Origin of the sequence: Streptomyces sp. NPDC012835 (assembly GCF_042900885.1) — a bacterium.
Lineage (GTDB): Bacteria > Actinomycetota > Actinomycetes > Streptomycetales > Streptomycetaceae > Streptomyces.
Map to the genome: position 1 here is coordinate 225652 of NZ_JBIBBW010000003.1, position 24135 is coordinate 249786.

The window sequence follows — 24135 nt, forward strand, 5'->3', positions numbered from 1 at the left end:
TGGTACAGCGGTCCCGGTGGAGCCGGATCGCGGCGCCACCGGGACCTGGTGCGGGGGCCGCGGCCTCGGTGGGGAGGCCCGGACCCGGCCGGGGGCCGGCGTCAGCCGAGATGCTCCGGGCCGAACGCCTGCGGGAGCATTTCGTTCAGCGTGCGGAGCCCGTCCGGGGTCTCCAGGACCAGCTCGGGGCCGCCGAACTCGTACAGCAGCTGCCGGCAGCGCCCGCACGGCACCAGCACCTCGCCCGCGCCGTCGACGCAGGTGAAGTGGGTGAGCCGGCCGCCGCCGCTCAGTTGCAGGGCGGAGACCAGGCCGCATTCGGCGCACAGCCCGATCCCGTACGACGCGTTCTCGACGTTGCAGCCGGTGACGGTACGGCCGTCGTCCACCAGGGCGGCGACGCCGACCGGGTACTTCGAGTACGGGGCGTACGCGTGGGACATGGCGTCCCGGGCGGCCGTGCGCAGTGCGGCCCAGTCGACCTCGGGCGCGGGTGCGACCGCGGGTCCTGTCATTTGCCTTGCCCCTTCCGGTAGGGCATTCCGTCCGCCTTCGGCATGCGCAGCCGTTGCGCGGAGAGCGCCAGGACCAGCAGCGTAGTGACGTAGGGGGCCGCGTCCACGAACTGGCTGGGCACCTGGTCGGTCAGCGCGTACCAGACGAACAGCAGCGCGGCCACGGCGGCCGAGATCGCGGCGGTCACGTACTTCTTCTTGTAGAGCTGCCAGGCCACGGCCAGGACGAGCAGGATCGCCAGCAGGAGCAGCATCGCGTGGACGTTCTCCGCGCCGCCGCGCAGCTTGAGGCTGTCGGTGAAGCCGAAGAGTCCGGCGCCGAGGGCCAGGCCGCCGGGCATCCAGTTGCCGAAGATCATCGCGGCGAGGCCGATGTAGCCGCGTCCGCCGGTCTGGCCCTCCTGGTAGATGCCGGTGGCGACGATCGCGAGGAACGCGCCGGCGAGTCCGGCCAGGCCGCCGGAGACGGTGACGGCGATGTACTTGTACTTGTAGACGTTGACGCCGAGGGACTCGGCGGCGATCGGGTTCTCGCCGCAGGAGCGCAGCCGCAGCCCGAAGGCCGTGCGCCACAGGATCCACCAGGTGGCCGGGATGAGCAGCAGTGCGACGACGGTCAGCAGCGACAGGCCGGTCACCAGGCCGCCGATGACCCCGGCGAGGTCGGAGATCAGGAACCAGTGCCGTTGCTGGAGGTCCTGCATCCAGTCGGAGAGTCCGGGGACGGTGATGTCGGTGATCGCGTCGATGCGCGGCGACTGCTTGGAGGAGCCGCCCTCCACGCCGTCGAAGGCGAAGTTGGACAGGTAGCGGGTGACGCCGACGGCGAGGATGTTGATGGCCACACCGGAGACGATGTGGTTGACGCCGAAGGTGACGGTGATGACGGCGTGCAGCAGTCCGCCGAGGCAGCCGCCGAGTATCCCGAAGACGACTCCGGCCCAGGGGCCCCACTGGAAGCCGGCCCAGGCGCCGAACCAGGTGCCGAGGATCATCATGCCTTCGAGGCCGATGTTGACGACGCCCGCGCGTTCGGCCCACAGGCCGCCGAGTCCGGCGAGGCCGATCGGTACGGCGAGTTCCAGCGCGCCGGCGACCTGGCCGACGGAGGTGATGTCGTCGGCACCGCTGATCAGCCGGACCAGCGACACGAGGGCCAGCGCCCCGGCGACGATCAGCAGGACGACGGGCAGGGAGAGTGTGCGGCGGCCGCCGCCCTTCTTGGGGGCGGCGCTCGTGGCAGAGACGGTGCTCGTGCTCGTACTCACAGCGCTGCCTCCTCCTTCTCGGTCTTGAGGGCGCCTCCGGCGGCGAGTTCCTCGCCGACCTTCTGCTGCTGGCGGCGGAGCCCGTAACGGCGGACGAGTTCGTAGCTGACGACGACCGAGATCACGATCAGGCCCTGCATGATCGTGGCGATCTCCTTCTCGTACCCGAACTGGTCGAGGGAGGAGGAGGTCTTGTCGAGGAAGGCGATCAGCAGGGCGCTGATGAGCATGCCCACCGGGTTGTTCCGGCCGAGCAGGGCGATGGTGATGCCGGTGAAGCCGATACCGACCGGGAATTGCAGGCTGTACGTGTGGGACTCGCCGAGCAGGGTCGGCATCCCGACGAGCCCCGCGACCGCGCCGGAGATCAGCATCGCGGTGAGGGTCATCTTCTTGGCGTCGACGCCGGACGCCTGGGCGGCGCTCTCGCTGGCGCCGGTGGCGCGCAGGTCGAAGCCGAAGCGGGTACGGCCGAGCACGAACCAGTAGACGACACCGCAGGCGATGGCGACGAAGGTGAAGCCGTAGATGTCACCCGCCTCCGGGCCCAGGGACAGGCTGGGGAACCAGCCGGACTCCGGGATGTCGCCGGTGGTCAGGTTGTTGGACCCGGCCGGCTGGACGCCGAGGTTCGCCGGCTGGATCAGCCAGGCGATCAGGCTCGTGGCGATGGCGTTGAGCATGATCGTCGCGACGACCTCGCTCACTCCGCGCGTCGTCTTCAGGATGCCGGCGATGCCCGCCCAGAACGCGCCGACCAGCATCGCGACCAGCACGATCAGCAGGAGGTGGAGCGGTCCCGGCAGATCGACACTGGCGCCGACGAGCGCGGCCAGCATGGCGGCGAGCCGGTACTGACCGTCGACCCCGATGTTGAAGAGGTTCATCCGGAAGCCGACGGCGACCGCGAGGGCGGCCAGGTAGTACGTGCCGGTCTGATTGATGATCAGGACCTGGACGTCCTCGTACTGCGTGGAGTCGAACATCAGCTGGTAGAGCCGGAACGGGTCCTTGCCCGAGGCGATCAGCACCACGGTGGTGAGGGCGAAGGCGGCGACCACGGCGAGCGCCGGGCCGGCGACTCCCATGATCAGCCTGTCCTTGTCGAATTTCTTCATCGGGCGTCGTCCTCCGGGCGTGCCTGAGCGGCGTCTGCTGCGTTCGCCGCGTCCAGATGACCGGCGGCGGCGCCGGTCATCGCCGAGCCCAGTTCCTCCGGAGTGATGGTGGCGGGGTCCGCGTCGGCGACGAGCCGGCCGCGGTACATGACCCGCAGGGTGTCGGAGAGCCCGATCAGCTCGTCCAGGTCGGCGGAGATCAGCAGGACGGCGAGTCCCTCACGGCGGGCCTCGCGGATCTGGTCCCAGATCTGGGCCTGCGCGCCGACGTCGACGCCGCGGGTCGGGTGCGCGGCGATGAGCAGCTTGGGGCTGTGGCTCATCTCGCGGCCGACGATCAGCTTCTGCTGGTTGCCGCCGGACAGGGAGGCCGCGGTGACCTCGATGCCGGGCGTACGGACGTCGTACTCGCGCACGATACGTACGGTGTCGGCGCGGGCGGCGCGCGGGTCGAGCAGCACGCCGCGGCTGTTGGGCTTCTCGGTGACGTGGCCGAGGATGCGGTTCTCCCAGAGGGACGCCTCCAGCAGCAGGCCGTGCCGGTGCCGGTCCTCGGGGATGTAGCCGACGCCGGCCTCGCGGCGCTTGCGGGTGGGCGCGTGCGAGATGTCGGCGCCGTCGAGGGTGATCGCCCCGCCGTCGGGGTCGCGCATCCCCATCAGCGCCTCGATCAGCTCGGTCTGGCCGTTGCCCTCGACACCGGCGATGCCCAGGACCTCGCCCTGGTGGATGGTGAACGTGATGCCGTCCAGCACCTCGCGGGTGACGCCGTCGGGGTCGGTGGCGGTGAGCCGCAGCCCTTCGACACCGAGCATGGGCAGGTCGGTGACGGTCGACTCGCGGGTCTCGGGCGACGGGAGTTCGCTGCCCACCATCAGCTCGGCGAGCTGCTTGGGGGTGGTCAGCGCGGGGTCGGCGGTGCCCACGGTCGTGCCGCGGCGTATGACGGTGATGTCGTCGGCGACCGAGAGGACCTCGCCCAGCTTGTGCGAGATGAAGATGACGGTCAGGCCCTCGGCCTTGAGTCCGCGGAGGTTGTCGAAGAGCGCTTCGACCTCCTGCGGGACGAGGACGGCGGTGGGCTCGTCGAGGATCAGGATGCGGGCGCCGCGGTAGAGGACCTTGAGGATCTCCACGCGCTGACGGTCGGCGACTCCGAGGTCCTCGACGAGGACGTCGGGGCGGACGCCGAGGCCGTAGGCGTCGGAGATCTCCTTGATCTTCCTGCGGGCCTTCCCGCCTATGCCGTGGAGGTGTTCGCCGCCGAGGACGATGTTCTCCATGACGGTGAAGTTGTCGGCGAGCATGAAGTGCTGGTGCACCATGCCGATGCCGCGGCTGATCGCGTCGGCGGGGCCGGCGAAGTGGGCCTCGGCGCCGTCGATGGCGATGGTCCCCTCGTCCGGCTTCTGCATGCCGTAGAGGATCTTCATCAGGGTCGACTTGCCGGCACCGTTCTCACCGACCAGGGCGTGGACCGTGCCCTGGTGGATGGTGATGTCGATGTCGTGGTTGGCGACGACTCCGGGGAAACGCTTGGTGATACCGCGCAGTTCCACCGCGGGGGGAGCGGGAGGGCTGCTGGTCGGACTGCTGGACGCGTTGATGACGCACTCTCCTTGGCCGGAAAGGAGTGGAGACGGGTGGGTGGCAGGGCGGGGTGAAGCTATCGCGCCGGAGGGCCGTCTACACGCGTAGCGCTGCCGAATCGTAAAGCGGGACCGTGGAGCGGGGTCGTGAAGCGGGACCGTGCGGTGGGGGGCGGGGTTCCGGTGGACCGGACCACGGCCGGGGGGGTACGCGGTCCCGTGGGCGCCGGACCGGCCTGTTCCCGGCCGGTCCGGCGCTCATGGCTGCGGGGCGCTGCCCCGTCCGCCGACTGCTACGGGGTGGTCTTGACGGTGATCTTGCCGTCGACGATGTCCTTCTTCGCCTTGTCGACCGCAGCGGTCACATCGGTCATCTTGGTGAAGGCCGGGTTGGAGTCGGCCAGGGCGACGCCGTCCTTGTCCAGGCCGTAGCGGATCTCACCGGACTGCGGCTTGCCGTCCTGGACCGACTTGATCAGGTTGAACACGGAGTCGGCGACGTCCTTGGTGACCGACGTCAGGATCTGGGCCTTGTAGGCGTCCAGGCCCTTCTGCAGGTACTGGTCGGAGTCGACGCCGATGGACCACTTGCCGTTCTTGGCGACGGCCTCGATGGAGCCGGAGCCCGCGAGACCGGCTGCCGAGTAGATGACGTCGGCCTTCTTGTCGAGCTGCCCCTGCGCGGCGGCCTTGCCCAGGTCGGGCTTGGAGAAGCCGTCGAAGTTCGGCGGCTGGGTCAGGTACTGGGACAGCACCTTGATCTTCGGATCGGTGTCCGCGACACCCTGCACGAAGCCCGCCTCGAACTTCTGGATCAGCGGGGTCTCGACCCCGCCGATGAAGCCGACCGTCTTGCTCTTGGAGACCGTGGCGGCGGCGACACCCGCGAGGTAGGAGCCCTGCTCCTCGTTGAAGACCAGGTTGGCGATGTTCTTGCCGGTCACCGAGGCGTCGTCGATGATGCCGAAGGTGGTCTTCGGGAACTTCGGCGCGACCTTCTTCAGGGCGGGCGCGTAGGCGAAGCCGACGCCGATCACCGGGTTGTTGCCGGCGCGGGCCAGGTCGGTCAGACGCTGGATCTTGTCGGCGTCCGACTCGCCGTCCGAGGGCTCGGTGGCACTGCCCTTGATCTTCAGTTCCTTCTGGGCCTTCTCCAGGCCCGCGTACGCGGCGTCGTTGAACGACTGGTCGCCGCGGCCACCGATGTCGTGCGCGATGGCCGCCTTGGCTCCGTCGGAGTCCCCGGCCGCCCTGTCCGACGACGATTTGTTGCCACACGCGGTGGCAGCCAGCGCGAGCGCGGCCGTAGTGGCGCCCACGGTGACTATCCTGGTGATCCGGCGCAAGAGAGGCTCCTTCAACCTGACCGAAGCGCCTCTTCCGGCGCTGGTTTCGCGGCGATCGTAACGCGCGTAGATGTCAGTTAAAGACCTGTACGGAAGCCGTTATCGGATCGTCGCGAACGCGAGGTGTCCTGGCTGATTACAAACGGTTGCCATCGATCAACGCGGCGGCGGTGAAAAGCTCCACGCCGACCTCGATCGCCCGCTCGTCGACATCGAAATCGCCGCGATGCAGGTCATAACGGTCCTGGCTGCCGGGGCTGCGGACGCCGAGGCGCGCCATGGCTCCCGGCACCTGTTCCAGATACCAGGAGAAGTCCTCGCCACCGAGGCTCTGCTCGGTGTCCTCGATTGCATACGACCCGCGCCGCGCTGTCTGGGCGGCGTGCAGCAGCTCGGTGACGACCGGGTCGTTGACGACCGGCGGGACGCCCCGGACGTACTCGATCTGCGTCTTGGCCTGATGGAGCGCGGCGATCTCGTCGATGGCCGCGTGCACCAGGTCCGGCGCGTCGCGCCAGGCGGGCAGGTCGAGGCAGCGGACGGTGCCGGAGAGTTCGGCGTGCTGCGGGATGACGTTGCAGGCGTGGCCCGCCGCGATACGGCCCCAGGTGACCGCCATCCCCGAGCGGGCGTCGACCCGGCGGGCGAGCAGCGCGGGGACCTCGGTGGCCACCTTGGCGGCGGCGGTGACCAGGTCGGTGGTCAGATGCGGGCGCGCGGTGTGGCCGCCGGGCCCGTCCAGGCTGATTTCCAGCCGGTCGCAGGCGGAGGTGATCGGCCCCTGGCGCAGCCCGATGGTGCCGGCGTCGACCCGGGGGTCGCAGTGCACGGCGATGATGGAGCCGACCCCCTCCAGCACCCCGGATTCGATGGCGTCGAGGGCGCCGCCCGGCAGCACTTCCTCGGCGGGCTGGAAGATCAGCCGTACGGGGTTGGGCAGCAGCCCGCGCCGGTCCAGATCGGCCAGCACGAGCCCGGCGCCGAGCACGGCGGTGGTGTGGACGTCGTGTCCGCAGGCGTGCGCCCGGTCGGGCACGGTGGAGCGGTACGGGACGCCGGTCTTGGTGTCCGGGATCGGCAACGCGTCGATGTCGGCGCGCAGCGCCAGCATGGGGCGGACGGCGCCGCCCGGCCCGCGCTCCCCCGTGTCGGCGTCGGCTCTGCGGTGGCTGCCGATGTCGCAGACGAGCCCGGTCCCGGTGTTCAGGATCCGGGGCTCAAGACCGGCCCGCTCCAGCCGGCTCTTGATCGCGGCGGTGGCGCGGAACTCCTGATTGCCCAGCTCGGGATGCATGTGCATGTCCCGGCGGAAGGCGATCAGCTCGGCCCGCAACTCGGGCGGCAGCGCGCCGGGCAGTGCGGCCGAGGGCGTCGCGGGAAACGCCTCGTCGCTGGAGCGGTCGGTTTCGGACTCACGGGACATCAGCTGGCTCACCTGTTGAAGACTAGGCCCCTTCACTGATCAACGAACCATGGATCAACAAAATTTCAGCCAGTCAGGGGAAGAAATCCGCAGTCGGTGCGCATGACTCCAGGACGGAGCGGGTATACCCGCGCGTCCCCGCCGGAGCCGCCCCGCTCCGCCCGGCCCCCGCGGGGTGTTTCCGCCCTCGCCGGGTCCGTACCGCGCTGTGTCGCCCGACGTGCCGCGCCCTTGACCGCCTCCTCATCCCGCCCGGACAATCCATGAGCACCTTTCAGCAGGTTTCGAGAAAGGATCAGCATGCGTGCGCGTTTTCTCGGCAAGGACCCCGAGTCCCAGGTGGGACAGTCACCTACGCTGTTCGCGACGGACCGGACGGATCGCAAGACCTGCATCGCCCAGGGCTGGGTGGTGACCGACCGGCAGGCTCTCATCGACGTCGGTCCCGTCCCGGAGGGTGAGGCGATCATCGAGATCCCCGAAGAGGTGCTCAAGTTCTACGCGCGCCGGTACCACGAGGAGGGCGAGCACTGAGCCTGATCACGGGCGACGCGTTCAGCCGCCTCTTCGAGACGTTCGAGCACACCGCGTTTCGTCTGGAGGTCCGCGACCGCTACGACGCACCGTACGAGAACGAATCGCTGGCCAAGTTCCTCTCGGCCGAAGAGGACGACCTGCTGTGGATGCGGGACTGGCTGTCCATGATCCGTGAGGCAACGGAGAACGGCCGGCGCTTCTCCCGGGTACGTGTGGTGAGCACTCCCCTCACCGACTACAGCCGTTTCGGTGTGTGGTGCGCGCAGTTCACCAACGGAGCCGGCGAGGACATCCGCTACCTCGAACGCCCACGGGCCAGGGCGGAGAACCTACCGGACCACGACTACTGGTTGTTCGACTCAAGCAGGCTGATCAGGATGCACTTCGATGAAGCGGACCGTTTCCTCGGCGGTGAGCTGATCGACGATCCCGCCACCGTCGTGCAGCACGGCTACTGGCGGGACGCGGCCTGGCATCACGCCCTGGGACGGGACGAATTTGCGACCGAGTAGGGCATCGGGCGTCACTACCGTTCACGAGGCGCGCGGCGCTCTCGGGCAACGGCTCCGTGAGCTGCGCCAACGGGCCGGAATGACCGGCAGGCAACTCGCGGAGTCGCTGTCGTGGCCGCCTTCCAAGGTCTCCAAGCTGGAGAACGGCAGGCAGACACCGACGGCGGAGGACATCCGCGACTGGACCGGGGCGACCGCGGCCGAGGACCAGTCCGAAGCTCTGCTCACATCGCTGCACACCTTGGATCTCCAATATGCGGAGTGGCAGCGTCAGCTGAGGACCGGCTTCACGTCCCATCAGAGCTCGATCGCCCGGCTGGACGCGCGGACCAGGTTCTTCCGGGCGTTCGAGCCGACCGTTGTTCCCGGCCTGCTTCAAACAGCCGGATACGCGCGGGAACGTTTCACGCAGGGCGCCACCACCCTCAAGGTGCCCCACGACGTGGACGAGGCAGTGCGGGTACGAACGCAACGCCAGGAGATTCTCTACCGCCCCGATAAACGCTTCCACTTCGTTCTCACCGAGGCGGCGTTGCGTTTTCGGCTCTGTGCGCCCGAGGTCATGCTGGGGCAGCTCGATCGCCTGATCTCTCTGTCGACGCTGCCGAACGTCAAGCTCGGCATCATCGGGTTCGGCACCCGGTATGACGTGGCCCCCTGGCACGGTTTCTGGATCCTTGATCATGACCGCGTGATGGTGGAGACCTACTCCGCCGAGCTGAACCTCGCCCAGCCGTCGGAAGTGAAGCTGTACGGCACGGCCTTCGAGCGGCTGGCGGCCGTGGCCGCATACGGGCGTGCGGCACGCGCTCTCATCACCCAGGTGACCGAAGACCTTTCCGCGGAGACCCCCGAAGCCCCGGCGGATGGCGAGTGATTTCACGGTTTCCCGTTACTTCCAGGCATCTCTGGAAATACCGAGAAATTCTCTGTCCTGATGGAGAGGGCCTCCTCTACGCTCCCCGGAACGTCCGGAGAAGAGAGGAACCGTCATGAGTGCTCCGCTTCGTACCGACACCGGCAGTGAGGACGAGCTGTTGCCGGTCGCGGTCGGTGACATCGCCGAGCTGACCGAAGGCCAGGGCGGCGGCCAGAGCGAAGACAAGCGTCGCGCCTACAACTGCTGACCCGCATGAGCGGCGGTACGGACACGGGCAGTGGCTTTTTCGGCGCCGTACCGCCTCACTTCCCCGTGCGACCGGGACGGCAAGTGGAGGGCCAGTGACTTTCGGCGGTTTCAGCACCACCAGAAATATTCTTCTCCTCCCCGAAGGAGCCGGTCGCCTCGGCACCGGATCTTCCGCCTGGCGACTCGGCGGCGCCCCCGCCCGCCTCATCTCGGCCCGGGACGGGCGCCGGCGCATCCTGGTCCTGGGCTGGTGCGGTGCCACCGGTCCGGAGCTCAGCCGACTGGCCGATTCTCCGCTGCCCACCGATATCGCCTGGCGGTGGCCCGGCACCTACACCGTTGTCGAGGAGACTCCCGGCGGCGTGGTCTGCCACACCGACCCGGCCTCGGCCCTGCCCGTCTACGCGACGGCCTGGTCGAACGGCTGGGCATGGTCCACCTCGGCCAGGATGCTCGCCCGCCTCACCTCGGCCCCTGTCGACTCCCGGCGACTCGCCTGCGCCGTCCTCGCGCCGTCGGTGCCCGCACTCGTCGGCTCGCACACCTACTACGCCGGCGTCGAACAACTGACCCCCGGCTGCCGGACCGAGCTGCCCTCGGACGGAGGCAGCCCGCGGTCCACCGCCCTCTGGCGTCCCGATCCGGTTCCGGGCCCGCCGCACCCCCGCCTGCGCGTGGCTCTCTCGGCGGCCGTGGCCCTCCGGACGAAAGCCGCCCCGGACCTGTCCTGCGACCTCTCCGGCGGACTGGACTCGACCTCGGTCGCCGTCCTCGCGGCGACGTCCCTGCCCGCCCGGTACAAGCTCAACGCCGTCACGATCCACCCCGAGGGGAACGTGGACGGTGCGGATCTGCGGTACGCGAGGCTGGCGTCCGACGCTCACGCGGACCGCATCACCCATCACCTGCTTCCGCTGGCCGCTGAGCACCTGCCGTACACGGGGATCACCTCCGTGCCGGCCACAGACGAACCCGCCCCCTCCACCCTTACCCTGGCCCGGCTGACCGCTCAGTTGCGCTGGATGCGCCAGCACCTGGGCAGCAGGACGCACCTGACCGGGGACGGCGGTGACAGTGTGCTGTTCCAACCGCCCGCCCACCTCGCCGACCTCATCCGTCATCACACATGGCCCCGGGCACTGAGCGAGGCTCTCGGCTGGGCCCGTCTACGACACCGCTCGATCGCACCGGTCCTGGTGGATGCCGCGCTCACAGCCCGGACCACCCGACGCGACGCCCTCGTCGCCCTGGCCCGTTCCCTGGCATCTCCGGGCCTCCCCCGGGACACCCGTCAAGACCGGGTCGCGTGGTTCCACCCGCTGCCCGCGCCTCCCTGGGCCCGGCCCGAGGCCCTGCGGCTTCTGGCCGACGCGGGCACCGAGGCCGTGGACGGCGAAGACCCTCTGCCGGGGGTGGACATCTCGGTGCGCACTCTCGTGGACGAGATCCGGGAGGTCGCCCGAACCGCGGCCGCCGACGCCCAAGTCGGCACCGCCTGCGGCATTGACCTGCACAACCCGTTCCTCGACGCGCAGGTCATGGACGCGGTGCTGCGAACCTCCCTCGACCGGCGTCCGCGCGTCCACCTCTACAAACCGGTCCTCGCCGGTGCGATGCGGCACCTGCTGCCGACCGAGGTCGCCGCCCGCACGACGAAAGGCAGCTTCAACACCGATCACTACGCCGGGCTGCGAGCCAACCTGCCCGACCTCACAGCTCTGGTCGACGGCCACCTCGCGGGTCTGGGGCTCATCGACCCCGACCGGCTGCGCGTCCACCTCCGCCGGGCCGCTGCGGGCATCCCGATGCCGCTGGCCCCGATCGAGCAGGCGCTGTCAGCCGAAGCGTGGCTGCACGCACACCACCACACCCCCGTCCCCGCCTGGACCGACCGAGCGGCAAGGAGCTCAGGTGCCTGAAGTGCCCCGCTACGCGACGTCCCCCGGCCATGTCCACGCCGTGGACTTCGGACATGTCCTGGTCCTCATCGACTACCGCAGCGGCCTCGTCCACTGCCTTCTGCCCGCAGCCGCGCTCCAGTGGCGGGATTCCGCCGGCGTCGGCTGCCTGGCGGCCATGGCCCCCGCGCTGGCGACAAGCCTCCTCACCACCGGACTGCTGAATCCCACCCGCTCACCCGAGCCGTGGCCCGCGCCGGTCATCGTCGACCCCGCCCAGGCGAGTTGGGGCAGCGCGGAGCATCCTGCGGGAACGGTCCGTCCCCCGGCCGTGCCCTACCGGTCGGCCATCGCGGCGGCGGCAGCCCTGACATTCGTCGTCGCGGTCAAGCGGACGGGAGACACAGGGTCCGCCATGCGACGCGTCACGACAGCTCTGAGCACCGCCGCGTCAACCTGTCGTCACGCGGCCACCCCCGCCGAGGCCCGCGCCGCCGTCCGCGCCGTCCGTTACGCCGGGTGGCACTTTCCGGGCCGCACGGCCTGCCTGGAGGAGTCCGCCGCCGCGCTGCTCCTCCTGGCCGCACGGCGGCTCGCGGTCCGGTGGTGTCACGGCGTCGCCCCGGACCCGGTACGTCTGCACGCCTGGATACAGATCGCGGACGGCGCGCCCGTCGCGGAACCGTCCTCAACGCTCGCCTGTACGCCCGTACTCACCATCGGAGCACCTCATCGACACCGGCCCTGACCCGATCCTGTGGATCGGCACCGACATCTGCGCCCTCGGCCCCTACCGCGCCGACCTGGTCGAAACCTACTGGCGTTGGGAACAGGACCCGGCCCTGCTCGTCGGCTACGGCCGCCAGGCACCCGAGTCCCTCGAAGCCCGCGCCGAAGGCATGGCCCAGCAACTCCGCGGGGAGAACATCCGGTTCACCGTCTACGACCTGTCCTCGGGCACCCCGGTCCCGGCAGGAGTCACCACGCTCCTGCCGGACCACTCCGTGCGGACTGCCGAGTTCGTCATCATGCTGGCCCCGGAGGCCCGGGGGCGCGGCCTCGGCACCGAGGCGACCCGGCTCACTCTCGACTACGCCTTCCACATCACCAACCTGCGGATGGTCTGGCTCAAGGTCCTCGCCCCGAACACCGCGGGCGTACGCGCCTACGGGAGGGCCGGTTTCCGTACGGCGGGAACGCTCCGCGAGTCCGGTTACTGGCTGGGACGGATCTGCGACGAGGTCATCATGGACGCCCTCGTGGAGGATCTCACCGGTCCCTCCGTCATCACTCCGCTGCCGGCGGGAGTCACGCCGGCGACGGCAGCCTCGGGAGGCGGTGGACGTCGCGGGCCGTGCCCGTGACGCCGGAGAGGAAGCCCTGCGCGCGCGGGGACGCCGTCTCCTTCAGCCATTCCGGGGCTATGTCGCAGACCGCGACCCGTACGCCCGTGCCCGCCAGGGCCAGGGGCAGGGTGTGCACCACGGTGGAGGGGAAGCTGAGGATCGTGGAGCCGATCGGGCCGCGCCGGGCGATCAGCTCCAGCGGCAGGTCGGGGCGGACGATCTCCAGGCCGGTCGCGGCGTGGAGGCGGTGCAGTTTGTCGGCGTTCTCCCGGCGGTGCGCGAAGTAGCGGGTGGCGCCGTGGCTGCGGGCGAGGGCGATGACCGCCGCCGTGTACTGGTCGGCGTCCACGACGCCGGTCTCGACCAGCGACGTACCGACCATGTCGGCGCCCGCCGAGATCCGGGGCGGGCCGAAGGTGGCGCGGGTCCACGCGAAGCGGTTGGCGCGCACGGTGACGCCGTCCGGCACCTGCTCGACGGGCATCGAGGTGAAGACCTCGACGGTACGGGCCGCCGACGGCGTCAGCCGGCGCCGGGCGATCGCGGTGACGGGCGCGAGGACCAGCTCACGGGGCGAGCGGCCGGTGCCGCGCCGGTGCCAGCGCACCAGCCGCTCGCCCCGGGCGAGCTGGCCGACGAACTCCATGGTCGCCGTGCCGTCGTCGACGACGGTCAGCTCCTTGCCGCCGACCAGGGTCAGCAGCAGCTGTACGTAGCGCGAGAACGGATCGCCGATGACGATCCGGTCCGCCCCGCGCAGCAGCGGGGCGAGCTGGCGCACCGTCTTCAGCGGCGCGCCGGCGCCGCCGCGCGCCTCCTGCCAGCGCACGGCGAATCCCGCGTCGCGGGCCAGCTCGGCCATCCGGCGGAGCTGGCCGCGCGACATGGGGTCGGTGGGCGACAGGACGACCAGGGTCAGTTCGGTGTGACCCGTCTCGCTCGCGTTCGCCCACTCCAGCACATTGAGCAGCTGGACCGGGCTCTCCACGAAGGCGATCGCAGGAGTGATCACACGAGGGTGCGGGGTGGCGTCCCCGACGGCACCGGTCAGCATCATGGCGTCAGACCGCCACCGGCTCGGCGGACTCGGCGACGACGCCCGCGACGCGGCGGAGCTTCTTCATCGGGCCCAGCTCCGACTCGTAGACCTTCTTCACGCCGTCACCGAGGGACGCCTCGATGGTGCGGATGTCACGGACGAGGCGCGTCAGGCCCTGCGGCTCGACGGAGGCGGCCTGGTCGGAGCCCCACATGGCGCGGTCGAGGGTGATGTGACGCTCGACGAACGCCGCGCCGAGCGCGACGGCGGCGAGGGTGGTCTGGAGGCCGGTCTCGTGGCCGCTGTAACCGATCGGGACGTTCGGGTACTCGGCCTGGAGGGTGTTGATCACCCGGAGGTTCAACTCCTCGGCCTTGGCCGGGTACGTCGAAGTGGCGTGGCAGAGCAGGATGTTGTCGCTGCCCAGGACCTCGACGGCGTGCCGGATCTGCTTCGGCGTGGACATGCCGGTGGAGAGGATGACGGTGCGGCCGGTGGCGCGCAGGGAGCGCAGCAGCTCGTCGTCGGTGAGCGACGCGGAGGCGACTTTGTGGGCGGGGACGTCGAACTTCTCCAGGAAGGCGACGGCCTCGGTGTCCCACGGGGAGGCGAACCAGTCGATGCCGCGCTTGCGGCAGTGCTCGTCGATCGAGCGGTACTCGTCCTCGCCGAACTCGACGCGGTGGCGGTAGTCGATGTACGTCATCCGGCCCCAGGGGGTGTCGCGCTCGATGTCCCACTGGTCGCGCGGGGTGCAGATCTCCGGGGTGCGCTTCTGGAACTTGACCGCGTCGCAGCCGGCCTCGGCGGCGGCGGCGATGAGAGCGAGGGCGTTGTCCAGCTCGCCGTTGTGGTTGATGCCGATCTCACCCGTGACATAGACAGGACGGCCGGGGCCTGCGGTCCGCGTGCCGAGCGTGCGCAGGCGGGAGGTGGCGTTGGTGCTCATGTGGGGTCGGTCCTTACGTGTCGGATGTGGGGTGACATGCGTGTCGGGGAGTGTCAGGGGGTGCTGTCGGGAGGGCTCAGGTGTCGAGGGCGTGGTAAGGCGTGTGGTGAGGGGGCTGGAGGGCCGGGCCCAGGAGCCAGCCGGCGATCTCGCGGATCGCCCCTTCCCCACCGGGTGTCGCGGTGACGGCACGCGCCTCGGCGCGTACGGCGTCATGGGCGCTCGCGACGGCCACCGGCCAGCCGACGAGGCCGAAGCACGGGAGATCGTTGACGTCGTTGCCGACGTAGAGCACCCGTTCGGGCGCGATCCCGTGCTCGTCGCACCACTGCTTCAGTGCGAGGTCCTTGCGGTCGATGCCGTGGAGTACCGGCACGTCGAGTTTGCGGGCGCGGGCGGCGACGACCGGGTTGCGCTCGGTGGAGAGGATGAGCACCTTGAGCCCGGAGCGCCGCAGCGCGGCGATGCCGAGGCCGTCGCCCCGGTGGACGGCGACGGTTTCGCGGCCGTCCGCGTCGATGAGGACCTTGTCGTCGGTCTGGGTCCCGTCGAAGTCGAGGACGACGGCGTCGATGTCGCCGTGGGCCGGGAGCACCGGGGGTTCGACGAGCGGCGCCAGGGCCCGGGCGCGGGCCAGGTCGTGCGGGTCGTCGATCTCCAGGACGCGGGAGGCGTCGGTCTCGACGAGCGCCGTGCGGCCGAAGAAGCGGTGCCGGGCGGTACGGAATCCGTCGGCGCGCATCGCGTAGGCGGCGCCGGTCTCCAGGAACTCGCGGGGCCGGTCCTGGCGGCGCGGGCGGTTGGCCCTGTCGTGGTTGACGCCGTAGCCGCCGAGCCGGAGCGAGGCGTCGCGGACGTGCTCGGGGCTGCCCTCGCCGTCGAGGCGCCACAGGAAGCCGTGGGTGGGGGCGACGGTCAGCGCGGTGTCGGCGCCCTCGTCGGTGACGGCGCGCACCACGCCGTCGAGGTCGCCCGCGGTCAGGAACGGGCTGGTGGCCTGGACGAGCAGGACGACCTCGGCCGCTGCGCCGCTCATCGCCTCGTACGCGTCCATCGCGTGCAGGACGGCGGCCTCGCTGGTCGCGGTGTCGCCGGCGATGGCGGCGGGGCGCAGCACGATCTCGGCGCCGGCGGTGCGGGCCGCTTCGGCGATGGCGGCGTCGTCGGTGGAGACGACGACGTCGGTCACGCGGCGGGCGGCCAGCGCGGCGCGGACGGCGCGGACGACCAGCGGGATGCCGCCGACGGGGGCGAGGTTCTTGGCGGGGACGCCCTTGGATCCGCCGCGTGCGGGGATCACCGCGAGGACGGTCATCAGGTCTCCTTGGGTGGCTGCCGGGCGGTCGGTGTCGGGGCGGTCCGTGTCGGGGCGGTCCGTGTCGGGGCGGTCCGTGTCGGGGCCGGACAGGCGAGGACGGTCGGTGTCCGGGCCGGTCACAGCTCGCCCATCCGGCGGATGACGGGGGCGACCCGCTGCACGCCGTGCCGGTAGGCGCCGCGCGCGGCGCCGCGTACGGCCTCGCGCACCACGCGCCGCAGTCCGCCGGTCTCGGTCCGCGCCGTACGGGACGACGGCAGCGGGGTACCGTCCGCCGCCAGGTGGTAGCGGGCCAGCAGGCCCGGCAGGTATCCGGGCGCGGTGGTGGTCGTGTAGTACGGGCTGATCGCGGGGAGTTCGCCGGTGTCGACCAGCTTCGTGAGCCGCGCGCGGGCCTCGTCGAAGGCCGAGGCGTACGAGCCGTCGGCGGCGACGCCGTGCCGGTCGGCCCAGACGGCGTCGGCGCGCGGGCGTCCGCCGCCGTCGAGCTGGTCCCAGGAGGCCAGGCAGCCGGAGCCGATGAAGTGGTGGTTGCCGAGCGGTTCGCGGATTCCGAAGTCGGTGAGGATCGCGGTCGGGACGGACCGGTGCAGGGCCTCCAGCGCCGCCGTCGAGGAGACGGTGACCAGCAGGTCCGTGCGGTCCAGGACCTCGCCCATGTTCCCGTACACCAGGCGGAAGTTGGGCGGCGTGCCGCCGGGGAGCCGCTCGGCGAGGCGCTGGTAGGGGAACTCCTCGATGTGCGTGGTGTGTTCGCCCGGCTTGGAGCGCAGCTTGAGCAGGACCTCGCGGCGCGGGTGCAGCCGGGCGTGCTCGACCAGCCGGCGCAGCAGGTACGCGCGGTCGGCGCGGGTGGCCGGTACGGACGGCTGGGCGGCGAAGACGAGCGTGTCGCGGCCGGTCTCGGGGACGTAGCGTTCGCCGCCGAGGAAGGGCAGCGCGGCTTCGGTGACCGCGCCGGCGTCGGCGCCCACGCCCTCGTACACGGCGCGGAACCGCTGCGCGTCGTAGCGGGAGTTGGCGAGGACGATGTCCGCGCCGTGCCTCAGCAGCAGCCCGTCGGAGAGCTTCTCGTAGACGACCCCGACATAGCCGGTGACGACGACGGGGCGGCGGGCGAGGTCCAGCGCGGCGATCCCGTGCAGCATGGCCTGGACGGCGCCGCCGACCAGGGCCAGGACGACGATGTCGTACGGCTCCTCGCGCATCTCCCGGAGGAACGCGACGCCGGTCACCTCCCGCGGCGCCCCGTCGGCCGAAGCGCCGACCTCGTCGAGCTGCCGGGCGGTGGGCGTGGCCCGGCCGCGCAGCAGGAAGCCGCTCAGTTCGGTGGGGCGGCCGTCGGGGGCGATACGGCGCGCGGTGAGCGCGCCCCATTTCCACCGGGTGTCGGAGTCGGCGAGCACCGCGACCCGGACCGCTTGGCTGGTAGGTGAGGACACGACACGGACGTTAGGAAGCGATTCCGTTCGTCGGCCCAACTCGACCGCAATAAAGGGTTAACAGCACCTCTACGAATGGCGTCGCGGGCCGGAAAGCGGAGGAAAGCGACGCGCCGGGGTCCGGTGGGGAAAGCGCGGAGAAATGCGGGGCGGCCGGATTCACCGTTCCGCCACTCTTCGTTCACCCGGCGGGTGCCCGGATGTCAGGCCGCGGGACGGGCCCGCGCCTAACGTCACCTGGGTGGTCAAGCTCTCTGTTGTCGTGCCGTTCTACAACGTGCAGACATATGCCCTCGAAACCCTGAGAAGTCTGCGTGCGAACAGCCGTGGAGACTTCGAATTCCTGTTGGTCGACGATTGTTCGACCGACTCCACCCCGGACATCCTCGACCGGGCCGTGCGCGATCTGCCGGGGGCGGTCCTGCTGAGACACGAGCGCAACGGCGGGCTGGCCACCGCGCGCAACACGGGCCTGGACGCGGCGCGCGGCGAGTACGTCACCTTCCTCGACGGCGACGACTGGGCGGCCCCCGGGTACTACGCGCGGCTGGTCGCCGCCGCCGAGGGGCTCGGCTGCGACTTCGTCCGTACCGACCATGTCCAGTTCACGGCACGGGCCCGTACGGTCCACCGTGTCCCGGTCGGCCGGCGCGACGAGGTGCTGAACCCCCGCGAAGCGATCCTGCCCGCCGACCGTTCCACCTCCGTGGACTACGCGTACGCCTGGGCGGGCGTCTACCACCGGCGGCTGGTCGACCGGGGGCTGGTGCGCTTCACGGACGGTCTGCGGACCGCCGAGGACCGGCCGTGGATCTGGCGGCTGCACCGCGAGGCGGAGTCGTTCGGCGTCGTCGGTCTGCTCGGGGTGTTCTACCGGCGGGGCGTCGCCTCCTCCCTCACCCAGATCGGTGATGTGCGCCAGCTGGACTTCATCCGGGCCTTCGACCAGATCATCGAGGACACCTCGAAGGACGCGGACGCGGACCTCCTGCTGCCGAAGGCGGTCCGTACGTACTGCGCGATCATCGCCCACCACCTGGCCGCGAGGGACCGGTTCGAACCGGCCGTCGCCCGGCAGTTGCGCGCCATGAGCGCCGCCGCGCTGACGCGGCTGCCCCGGGACCTCCTGAAGGAAGCGCTGGACTCGATGGACCTGGACCGCTCGGACCAACTGCGACGACTGCGCCGGCGGATGCCGTCCGCCGGAAGGGCGGCGGCCTGATGGCGCCGACCGGCCCGGCGACCCCGGCGGCCCGGCCCGCGCGCTCCGCCACTCAGGTCCTCTGCGTCTCCACCCTGTACGGGGCGGCCACCCTCGCCGCCGCGCTCGACGCCGGGCTCCTGCGCCCGGCCGACCGGCGGCTGCTGGTCGTCTGCAACAACACCGGGACGCCCGAACTGACCCCGTCCGTCGACGAGATGCCCGGCTTCGAGCGGCTGCGCGGCCGGTTCGACGACCTGGTGTCGTGGAACGGCACGATCGAGCCGTTCCACCCGGGCTCCTGGTCGCCGAGGCCCGACGACATCCCGCTCTGGGAGCGCCATCTGCGGCTGGCCTGGCACCTCGGCGACGACGAGGTCGAGCTGGTCCTCGAATCGATCCAGGTCAACCCGGCGCTGGCCATCGCGCAGATCTTCACGGGCGCGCCCGTCACGGTGTACGCGGACGGGCTGATGAGTTACGGACCGACCCGCTCCAAGATCGAACCGCTGGTCGGCGAGCGGGTGCGCCGGGTGCTGCACCTCGATCTGGTGCCGGGACTCGACCCGATGCTGCTCACCGAGTTCGGGGTACGGCCCGAGGTGATCCCCACGGAGGCGTTCACCCGGGTCCTGGACCAGCTCTCCGACGCCGCGAGCGGGATCGCCGTCCCGGTTCCGCCCGTACCTCCGGCGCTGCTGCTCGGCCAGTACCTCTCCGCGCTGTCCATCCTGACGGAGGACGAGGAGGAGGAGCTGCACCTGCGGATGGTGCGGGGCGCGGTGGCGCTCGGCCACACCCGGCTGGTGTTCAAGCCGCATCCGGCGGCGCCCGCCGTCCTGTGGGCGCGGCTGGAGCGGGAGGCGGAGCTGCTCGGCGCCGAGCTGACCGTCCTGGACACACCGGTGCTCGCCGAGGTGCTGTACCGGCGGCTGAGTCCGGCGCTGGTGATCGGCTGCTTCTCCACGGCCCTGTTCACGGCGTCGGCGTTCTACGGCGTCCCGGTGCGCCGCACCGGGACCGAACTGCTGCTGGAGCGGCTGGCCCCGTACCAGAACAGCAACCGGGTGCCGGTGACGATCGTGGACGCGCTGCTGCCGCCGCTGGAGGACGGGGAGCCCCACGAGCCGGACGCCCGGATCGGGGAGCTGGTCACGGCGGTGGGCTTCGCGATGCAGCCGGGGCTGCATCCGGGTCTGCGGCCGGCCGCCGAGCGGTTCCTCGCGGCGCTCCCGGACGAGCGGGTGCGGCGCTACTTCAAGCGGCGCCGGCTGACCACCCTGGGGCTGCCGGGCGGGATGCCGGGGCAGCTGGCCGGCCTCCCGCGCAACGCGACGGCGCGGCGGATGGTCCGGCGGGCCCGGAAGCTGCGCCGGGTGGTGCTGCGGACCGGCACGGGCTGAGCGGGCCGAAGGCGAGGAGGGGCGGACCGCGGTGCGGTCCGCCCCTCCTGTCTGTGCGGTGTCATGAGCGTCGTGAGGCGTCGTGCGCGACCGTACGGTTCCGACCGTACGGTTCCCTCAGCGGACCGGCGAGCCCAGGATGACCCGCAGGTCCGCCGCGTTCGCCTCGGTGATCTTCCACAGCTCCCGCTGCCGGCCGTGCACGTCGGCGACGGACTTGGCGTGGTCGGCCAGCAGCCCCGCCGCCCGCTCGGTGAGCACCGCGCCGAGGTCCTTCTCGTGGACGGAGACGCCCCACTCCGGGCGTTCGATGTCGGAGAGGAAGTACGCCATCTTCGGGTGCGAGATCAGGCTGATGATCGGCGTCCCGCAGCCGAACGGGATCATGCCCGCGTGTCCGCGCATCCCGATGACCAGCTTCGTACGGGCGTAGGTGTCCCTGATCGCGTCGTTGCCGAAGTCGTACATCGGGATCACCGGGAGCGAGATGCCGTGCTCGCGCCGCAGGTCGAAGGCGATCTTCTCGTCGTCCAGGGAGTGCGCCACGCACTGGACCTCGGCGTAGTCGCCGAGCGCCCGCACCGCCTTCGCCATCTCGGCCAGGAAGTGCGCGTAGTCGTGGCCGAAGCGCAGCCCGGCCCGGTCGTACGCGGCGTTGACCAGGATCGTGTCCTCGCGCTCCGCGGGGTCGGTCCAGCCCTCGACCAGCTGCCGGGTGACGGTGGTGGGGCAGGGCTGGAAGCGGACCTTGTCGTGCAAATCGGCGGGCAGCAGCGCCCGGACCTTCTCGATCGAGCCGTGGTTGCGCAGCCCGAAGAAGGAAGCGCGCTCGACGAGTTGGCGCAGGCTGGAGTCGAAGCGCTCGCGCCGGTAGGACTGGCCGTCGAAGGCGTTGAAGCCGACGGCGTAGACCATGATCGGCACGTCGATCCGGTTGAGGTTCTCGTCCGGGACGTTCCACTGCCAGGCGCTGTTGCCGTTGGGCGCGGTGTCCGGGATGAACAGCCCGCCGCCGCCGATGACCAGCCCGCGCCGGGCGTTGACGCGCTCCAGCGCCGCGTCGTCGAACAGCCGGTGCGCGTGGACGGAGTGCCAGCGGCGCGGGCCGGTGTCGGGGCCGAAGGTCAGCCGTACGGACTCGGGCAGGAGCTTGTCGCCCGCGTTGCCCTGCTGGGGCATGTAGAAGGCGACGTGGGCGAGTTGCTCGTCCGGTGAGCCCTCGCGCCGCTCCGGGGCCCCGTCGCCGGCGGCGCCGCCCGTGCGCAGTCGCATCAGCCGGTTGGCGCGGTGGGTGGGGTCGACGGAGAGGCCGTCCACCGCGTACGCGTGCGCGGCCGTGTCGTCGCCGTGGATCCAGGCGATCTGCGCGAGCCGGGCGAAGGCGGTGGCGGCGCGGTTGGGGGCGGCGGCGGCCAGCAGCAGCTGGGCCTGGGCCTCCGCGTAACGCGACACGCTCATCAGCGCGTGCCCGTACACCTCGTGCGGCCACGCCGAGTCGACCGGGATGCGGACCGACCCGAGGATGTCGACGGCCTCCTGGAACTCCCCCGCGCCGATGTGCGCGAGCGCCACCCTGCGGGCGGTGTCCACGTCGCCGGTGCGCCTCACGTGCGGGGTGCCGTAGTGCACGAGCAGATCGTGGTGGGCGCTCCCGGACCGGGCCAGGTAGGCGGCGTGGAACTCGGCGTCGGACATCTCGAACGCGTGCCAGCGCTCCTCGGCCTGCCCGTAGCCCGCCTCCCCGCCGAGCCAGGGCTTGTGCCGTCCGGTGAAGTGCAGGATCGCGGTCTCCTCCGGGACGGGCAGATCGCCGGAGAGCCGCCGCTTGACGAAGTTGAAGCGGCTGTCGAGCTGAAGGAAGTCCCCGTCGAGCACGGCGTTGAGGATGCCCTGGTCGTGCTTGTCCAGCTCGTAGTCGCCCGAGCGCCCCGTGGCGTCGAGCCGCGCGCAGAACGCGTCGGTCAGGTAGGGGCGCTGGATGACCAGGAGACCGCTGTTCAGCTTGTGCCGGCCGTAGAAGAACTGCGGTACGGCGGCGAGCCCCTCGCGCAGCTTCAGCAGCTCGCCCAGATCACCGAGCACCACCATGTCGGTGTCCAGGGTGATCACGGTGTCGTAGTCCCGGACCCGGAACACGTCGAGGATGAAGTACGCCTTGCGCACCAGGTAGTTGTCCTGGTCGCCCTTGGCGTACGAGTCGTAGCGCGCCGCGTCCACGCGGCGCAGCTCGACGCGCGGGTGCAGGGCGCGTATCCGGGCGACGGAGGAGGGTCTGAGGCCGTCGTGGAAGACGAGGAAGTCCTCGCAGAGCTTCGGGTTGGACAGCGCGAGGCTGCGCAGCAGCGCCAGGAAGCCGGGCAGGTAGTTCTCGTCGACGAAGCTGGCGAAGGCGATGCGCCGTTTGCCGGTGAGCGCGTGGGCGGAGGCTCCGGCGGGCGGCCGTGCGGCGCTGGTGGTGCCGGTGGTGCCGGCGTCGGTGGGAAGGGTGTCAACGGTCATCGAAGTGAGATCCTCGTGTCGGTCACGCTCTGGGCGCGTTCCATGACCCACGCCTTCTCGCTGGTGTATTCGTGCACGGACGTGATGGGCATCTTCATCGCCTCCTGGAGGCGGTAGGCGCCGCTCTCGTAGAAGTCGAAGCCGATCAGGTCGAGGGTCGGGCTGACGTCCAGGAAGTCCAGCAGCCAGAGCATGTTGAACCCGCTGGTGGGGATGGACGGCCAGACGGACGCGCCGATCTGCCCGATGTTCCGCAGCGGCCAGCGCAGCGACTCGTCGCCGAGATACCGCTGCGCCCCGGGCACCAGCCGGTTGCGCAGCGAGTACTTCCAGTCGCCGGAGATCCCGCCGAAGACCAGCCGGGTGGTGACGGGCTGGTCCCAGTTGAAGCCGTGCTTGTGGATGGAGGCGTGGATGTCGGTGCGGCGGCCGGTGGCCGGCGCGTCGATACGGTACGAGTTGAAGCGGACCACCAGGTCGTACGCGTCGATCTCGGGGCCCAGCGAACCGCGCCCCACGCTCTGGGAGTTGGCGATCAGGCAGATGGACTTCCCGGCGATCTGGTTGCGGAACTCGCCGAGGGTGAGCCAGGTGACCCCGCCGAACGTCGGGTCGTCGACGGGCCCGCGCATCCGGTTGCGGCGCATCTCGGCGTAGAGGCCGACCAGTTCGCGCAGGGTGGAGGCGTCGCCCGAGTGGGCGGCGATCCGCAGGTCCAGGTAGTGGCCGATGGCCTCCTGGAGGTCCGGCAGCGGGGTGGCGGTGTCCCGGTCCATGGCCAGCAGCGCGCCGACCAGCCGGGGTTCGGCGCCGGCCGGGTCGCCGAGGTCGTGCAGCGCCAGGCCCTCGGCCCAGACGTCGGTGGCGGGGCCGCCCGCGTACAGCGCGGCGAGCGGGGTCTCGCGCTCCAGCAGCGCCAGCAGCTGCCGGCCGCGCTCGCGGCCGACGCGCAGTCCGGCGTTCTTCGCCGCGACGCCGAACCCGTCGTCGTCGGTGAGCGCGAGGTAGCGGTCGTACGCGTCGATCGTGCCGGCCTCGTCGCCGAGCGCCTCCAGCGTCCTGGCGCGCAGCCGCCAGCCGGCGCGGGAGCCCTTGCGGTGGGTCAGCACGGTGTCGCTGATGAGCAGGGCGAGCTTCGACTCGTCGTCGTAACCGCAGTCCAGCGCCTTGTTGCCGACGGCGAGCAGCGCGTCGAGCAGCTCGCCGTCGACGGCGGACCGGGGCCCGGAGGCGCGCCGCAGCAGGGTGGCGGTGCGCGCGGGCGCGGCGGGCTGCTCGGTGACGGCGTGCACGGCGAGCAGCTGCCGCAGCTTCTCGGCCAGCTCGATCCGCCTGCGGCCGAGGCTGCCGACCAGCTTGCCGCTGTGTGCCGCGCAGGCGCGGACGCACGCGTCGAGCCCGGTGGGGCTGATCCGGACCTCCGGCACCGCGGCCAGGGGCGGTGCGGCCGGGCTGTCCCCGTTAAGCGGCATCGGCCATCGATTGCGGCCCATTGTCATGCTTCTCCAAGCGTCTGCCCCGCGGACGGTGGGCGGGGGGCAAAACGCTAGTAAAGGCAGACGACTTGGAAGTGAACCCGGTTCGTCGGGAGGGGAAACGCGCC

21 protein-coding genes are annotated in these 24135 nt (G+C 71.0%); 9 read left to right on the forward strand and 12 right to left on the reverse strand.

Going from position 1 to position 24135, the window contains the following annotated elements; all coding sequences use genetic code 11:
- Positions 1–101: 101 nt before the first annotated feature.
- From ACFY6S_RS14320 to ACFY6S_RS14345, 6 genes are all read right to left on the reverse strand, one after another.
- Positions 102–515 carry a cytidine deaminase gene (locus ACFY6S_RS14320; protein WP_388815759.1) on the reverse strand — a complete coding sequence of 138 codons (414 nt, stop codon included), beginning with the start codon at positions 513–515 and terminating at the stop codon, positions 102–104.
- The gene (locus ACFY6S_RS14325) at positions 512–1783 is read right to left on the reverse strand and encodes an ABC transporter permease (RefSeq protein WP_388815762.1); all 1272 of its coding nucleotides are present in this window, start codon (positions 1781–1783) and stop codon (positions 512–514) included. The genes ACFY6S_RS14320 and ACFY6S_RS14325 overlap by 4 nt, the downstream gene beginning before the upstream one ends.
- Entirely contained in the window at positions 1780–2901 is a 1122-nt protein-coding gene (locus ACFY6S_RS14330; protein ID WP_388815765.1) for an ABC transporter permease, read from the reverse strand. The genes ACFY6S_RS14325 and ACFY6S_RS14330 overlap by 4 nt, the downstream gene beginning before the upstream one ends.
- Positions 2898–4460: an ABC transporter ATP-binding protein gene (locus ACFY6S_RS14335; protein ID WP_389462324.1), complete on the reverse strand. Its 1563-nt coding sequence runs from the start codon at positions 4458–4460 to the stop codon at positions 2898–2900. The genes ACFY6S_RS14330 and ACFY6S_RS14335 overlap by 4 nt, the downstream gene beginning before the upstream one ends.
- A 323-nt stretch (positions 4461–4783) precedes the next feature.
- The gene (locus tag ACFY6S_RS14340; RefSeq protein ID WP_388815768.1) at positions 4784–5836 is read right to left on the reverse strand and encodes a BMP family protein; all 1053 of its coding nucleotides are present in this window, start codon (positions 5834–5836) and stop codon (positions 4784–4786) included.
- A 136-nt stretch (positions 5837–5972) separates the two neighbouring features.
- Positions 5973–7259 (reverse strand): amidohydrolase, encoded by a 1287-nt coding sequence (locus ACFY6S_RS14345; protein WP_388817933.1) that lies wholly within the window; start codon positions 7257–7259, stop codon positions 5973–5975.
- Positions 7260–7559: 300 nt separating this feature from the next.
- Between ACFY6S_RS14345 and ACFY6S_RS14350 the strand changes: the two genes are divergently transcribed.
- The 7 genes from ACFY6S_RS14350 (at position 7560) to ACFY6S_RS14380 (ending at position 12699) form a co-directional block, all read left to right on the forward strand.
- Positions 7560–7793 carry a hypothetical protein gene (locus tag ACFY6S_RS14350; protein ID WP_388815770.1) on the forward strand — a complete coding sequence of 78 codons (234 nt, stop codon included), beginning with the start codon at positions 7560–7562 and terminating at the stop codon, positions 7791–7793.
- Positions 7794–7798: 5 nt separating this feature from the next.
- Entirely contained in the window at positions 7799–8308 is a 510-nt protein-coding gene (locus ACFY6S_RS14355; RefSeq protein WP_388817937.1) for a DUF6879 family protein, read from the forward strand.
- Positions 8295–9185: a helix-turn-helix domain-containing protein gene (locus tag ACFY6S_RS14360; RefSeq protein WP_388815773.1), complete on the forward strand. Its 891-nt coding sequence runs from the start codon at positions 8295–8297 to the stop codon at positions 9183–9185. The genes ACFY6S_RS14355 and ACFY6S_RS14360 overlap by 14 nt, the downstream gene beginning before the upstream one ends.
- Positions 9186–9300: 115 nt before the next feature.
- The gene (locus ACFY6S_RS14365; RefSeq protein ID WP_388815776.1) at positions 9301–9435 is read left to right on the forward strand and encodes an albusnodin family lasso peptide; all 135 of its coding nucleotides are present in this window, start codon (positions 9301–9303) and stop codon (positions 9433–9435) included.
- A 94-nt stretch (positions 9436–9529) separates the two neighbouring features.
- A complete protein-coding gene (locus tag ACFY6S_RS14370) occupies positions 9530–11356 on the forward strand; it encodes an albusnodin/ikarugamycin family macrolactam cyclase (RefSeq protein WP_388815779.1) in 1827 nt (608 codons plus the stop codon).
- The gene (locus ACFY6S_RS14375) at positions 11349–12083 is read left to right on the forward strand and encodes a lasso peptide biosynthesis B2 protein (protein ID WP_388815782.1); all 735 of its coding nucleotides are present in this window, start codon (positions 11349–11351) and stop codon (positions 12081–12083) included. Before ACFY6S_RS14370 ends, ACFY6S_RS14375 begins: the two co-directional genes overlap by 8 nt.
- Positions 12084–12087: 4 nt before the next feature.
- A complete protein-coding gene (locus tag ACFY6S_RS14380; protein WP_388817940.1) occupies positions 12088–12699 on the forward strand; it encodes a GNAT family N-acetyltransferase in 612 nt (203 codons plus the stop codon).
- Here the strand turns inward: ACFY6S_RS14380 and ACFY6S_RS14385 are convergent.
- The 4 genes from ACFY6S_RS14385 to ACFY6S_RS14400 form a co-directional block, all read right to left on the reverse strand.
- Positions 12644–13738: a hypothetical protein gene (locus tag ACFY6S_RS14385; RefSeq protein ID WP_388815785.1), complete on the reverse strand. Its 1095-nt coding sequence runs from the start codon at positions 13736–13738 to the stop codon at positions 12644–12646. The genes ACFY6S_RS14380 and ACFY6S_RS14385 overlap by 56 nt on opposite strands.
- A gap of 4 nt (positions 13739–13742) precedes the next feature.
- On the reverse strand, positions 13743–14669 hold the full coding sequence (locus ACFY6S_RS14390; RefSeq protein WP_388815788.1) for an N-acetylneuraminate synthase family protein: 927 nt from the start codon (positions 14667–14669) through the stop codon (positions 13743–13745).
- Between the two features lie 76 nt (positions 14670–14745).
- A complete protein-coding gene (locus ACFY6S_RS14395; RefSeq protein ID WP_388815791.1) occupies positions 14746–15984 on the reverse strand; it encodes a cytidylyltransferase domain-containing protein in 1239 nt (412 codons plus the stop codon).
- A 119-nt stretch (positions 15985–16103) separates the two neighbouring features.
- Positions 16104–17429 (reverse strand): DUF6716 putative glycosyltransferase, encoded by a 1326-nt coding sequence (locus ACFY6S_RS14400; RefSeq protein ID WP_388815794.1) that lies wholly within the window; start codon positions 17427–17429, stop codon positions 16104–16106.
- A 241-nt stretch (positions 17430–17670) separates the two neighbouring features.
- On the opposite strand from ACFY6S_RS14400, the gene ACFY6S_RS14405 reads away from it, so the two are divergent.
- Complete coding sequence (locus tag ACFY6S_RS14405) at positions 17671–18651, forward strand: glycosyltransferase family 2 protein (protein WP_388815796.1); 981 nt, start codon at positions 17671–17673, stop codon at positions 18649–18651.
- The gene (locus tag ACFY6S_RS14410; protein WP_388815799.1) at positions 18651–20033 is read left to right on the forward strand and encodes a polysialyltransferase family glycosyltransferase; all 1383 of its coding nucleotides are present in this window, start codon (positions 18651–18653) and stop codon (positions 20031–20033) included. The genes ACFY6S_RS14405 and ACFY6S_RS14410 overlap by 1 nt, the downstream gene beginning before the upstream one ends.
- A 117-nt stretch (positions 20034–20150) precedes the next feature.
- Here the strand turns inward: ACFY6S_RS14410 and ACFY6S_RS14415 are convergent, their stop codons facing one another.
- Together ACFY6S_RS14415 and ACFY6S_RS14420 are read right to left on the reverse strand one after the other, a co-directional pair.
- On the reverse strand, positions 20151–22532 hold the full coding sequence (locus ACFY6S_RS14415; protein ID WP_388815802.1) for a glycosyltransferase: 2382 nt from the start codon (positions 22530–22532) through the stop codon (positions 20151–20153).
- Positions 22529–24025, reverse strand: coding sequence for a hypothetical protein (locus ACFY6S_RS14420; RefSeq protein WP_388815805.1), 1497 nt, complete (start codon positions 24023–24025; stop codon positions 22529–22531). The genes ACFY6S_RS14415 and ACFY6S_RS14420 overlap by 4 nt, the downstream gene beginning before the upstream one ends.
- Positions 24026–24135 lie beyond the last annotated feature (110 nt).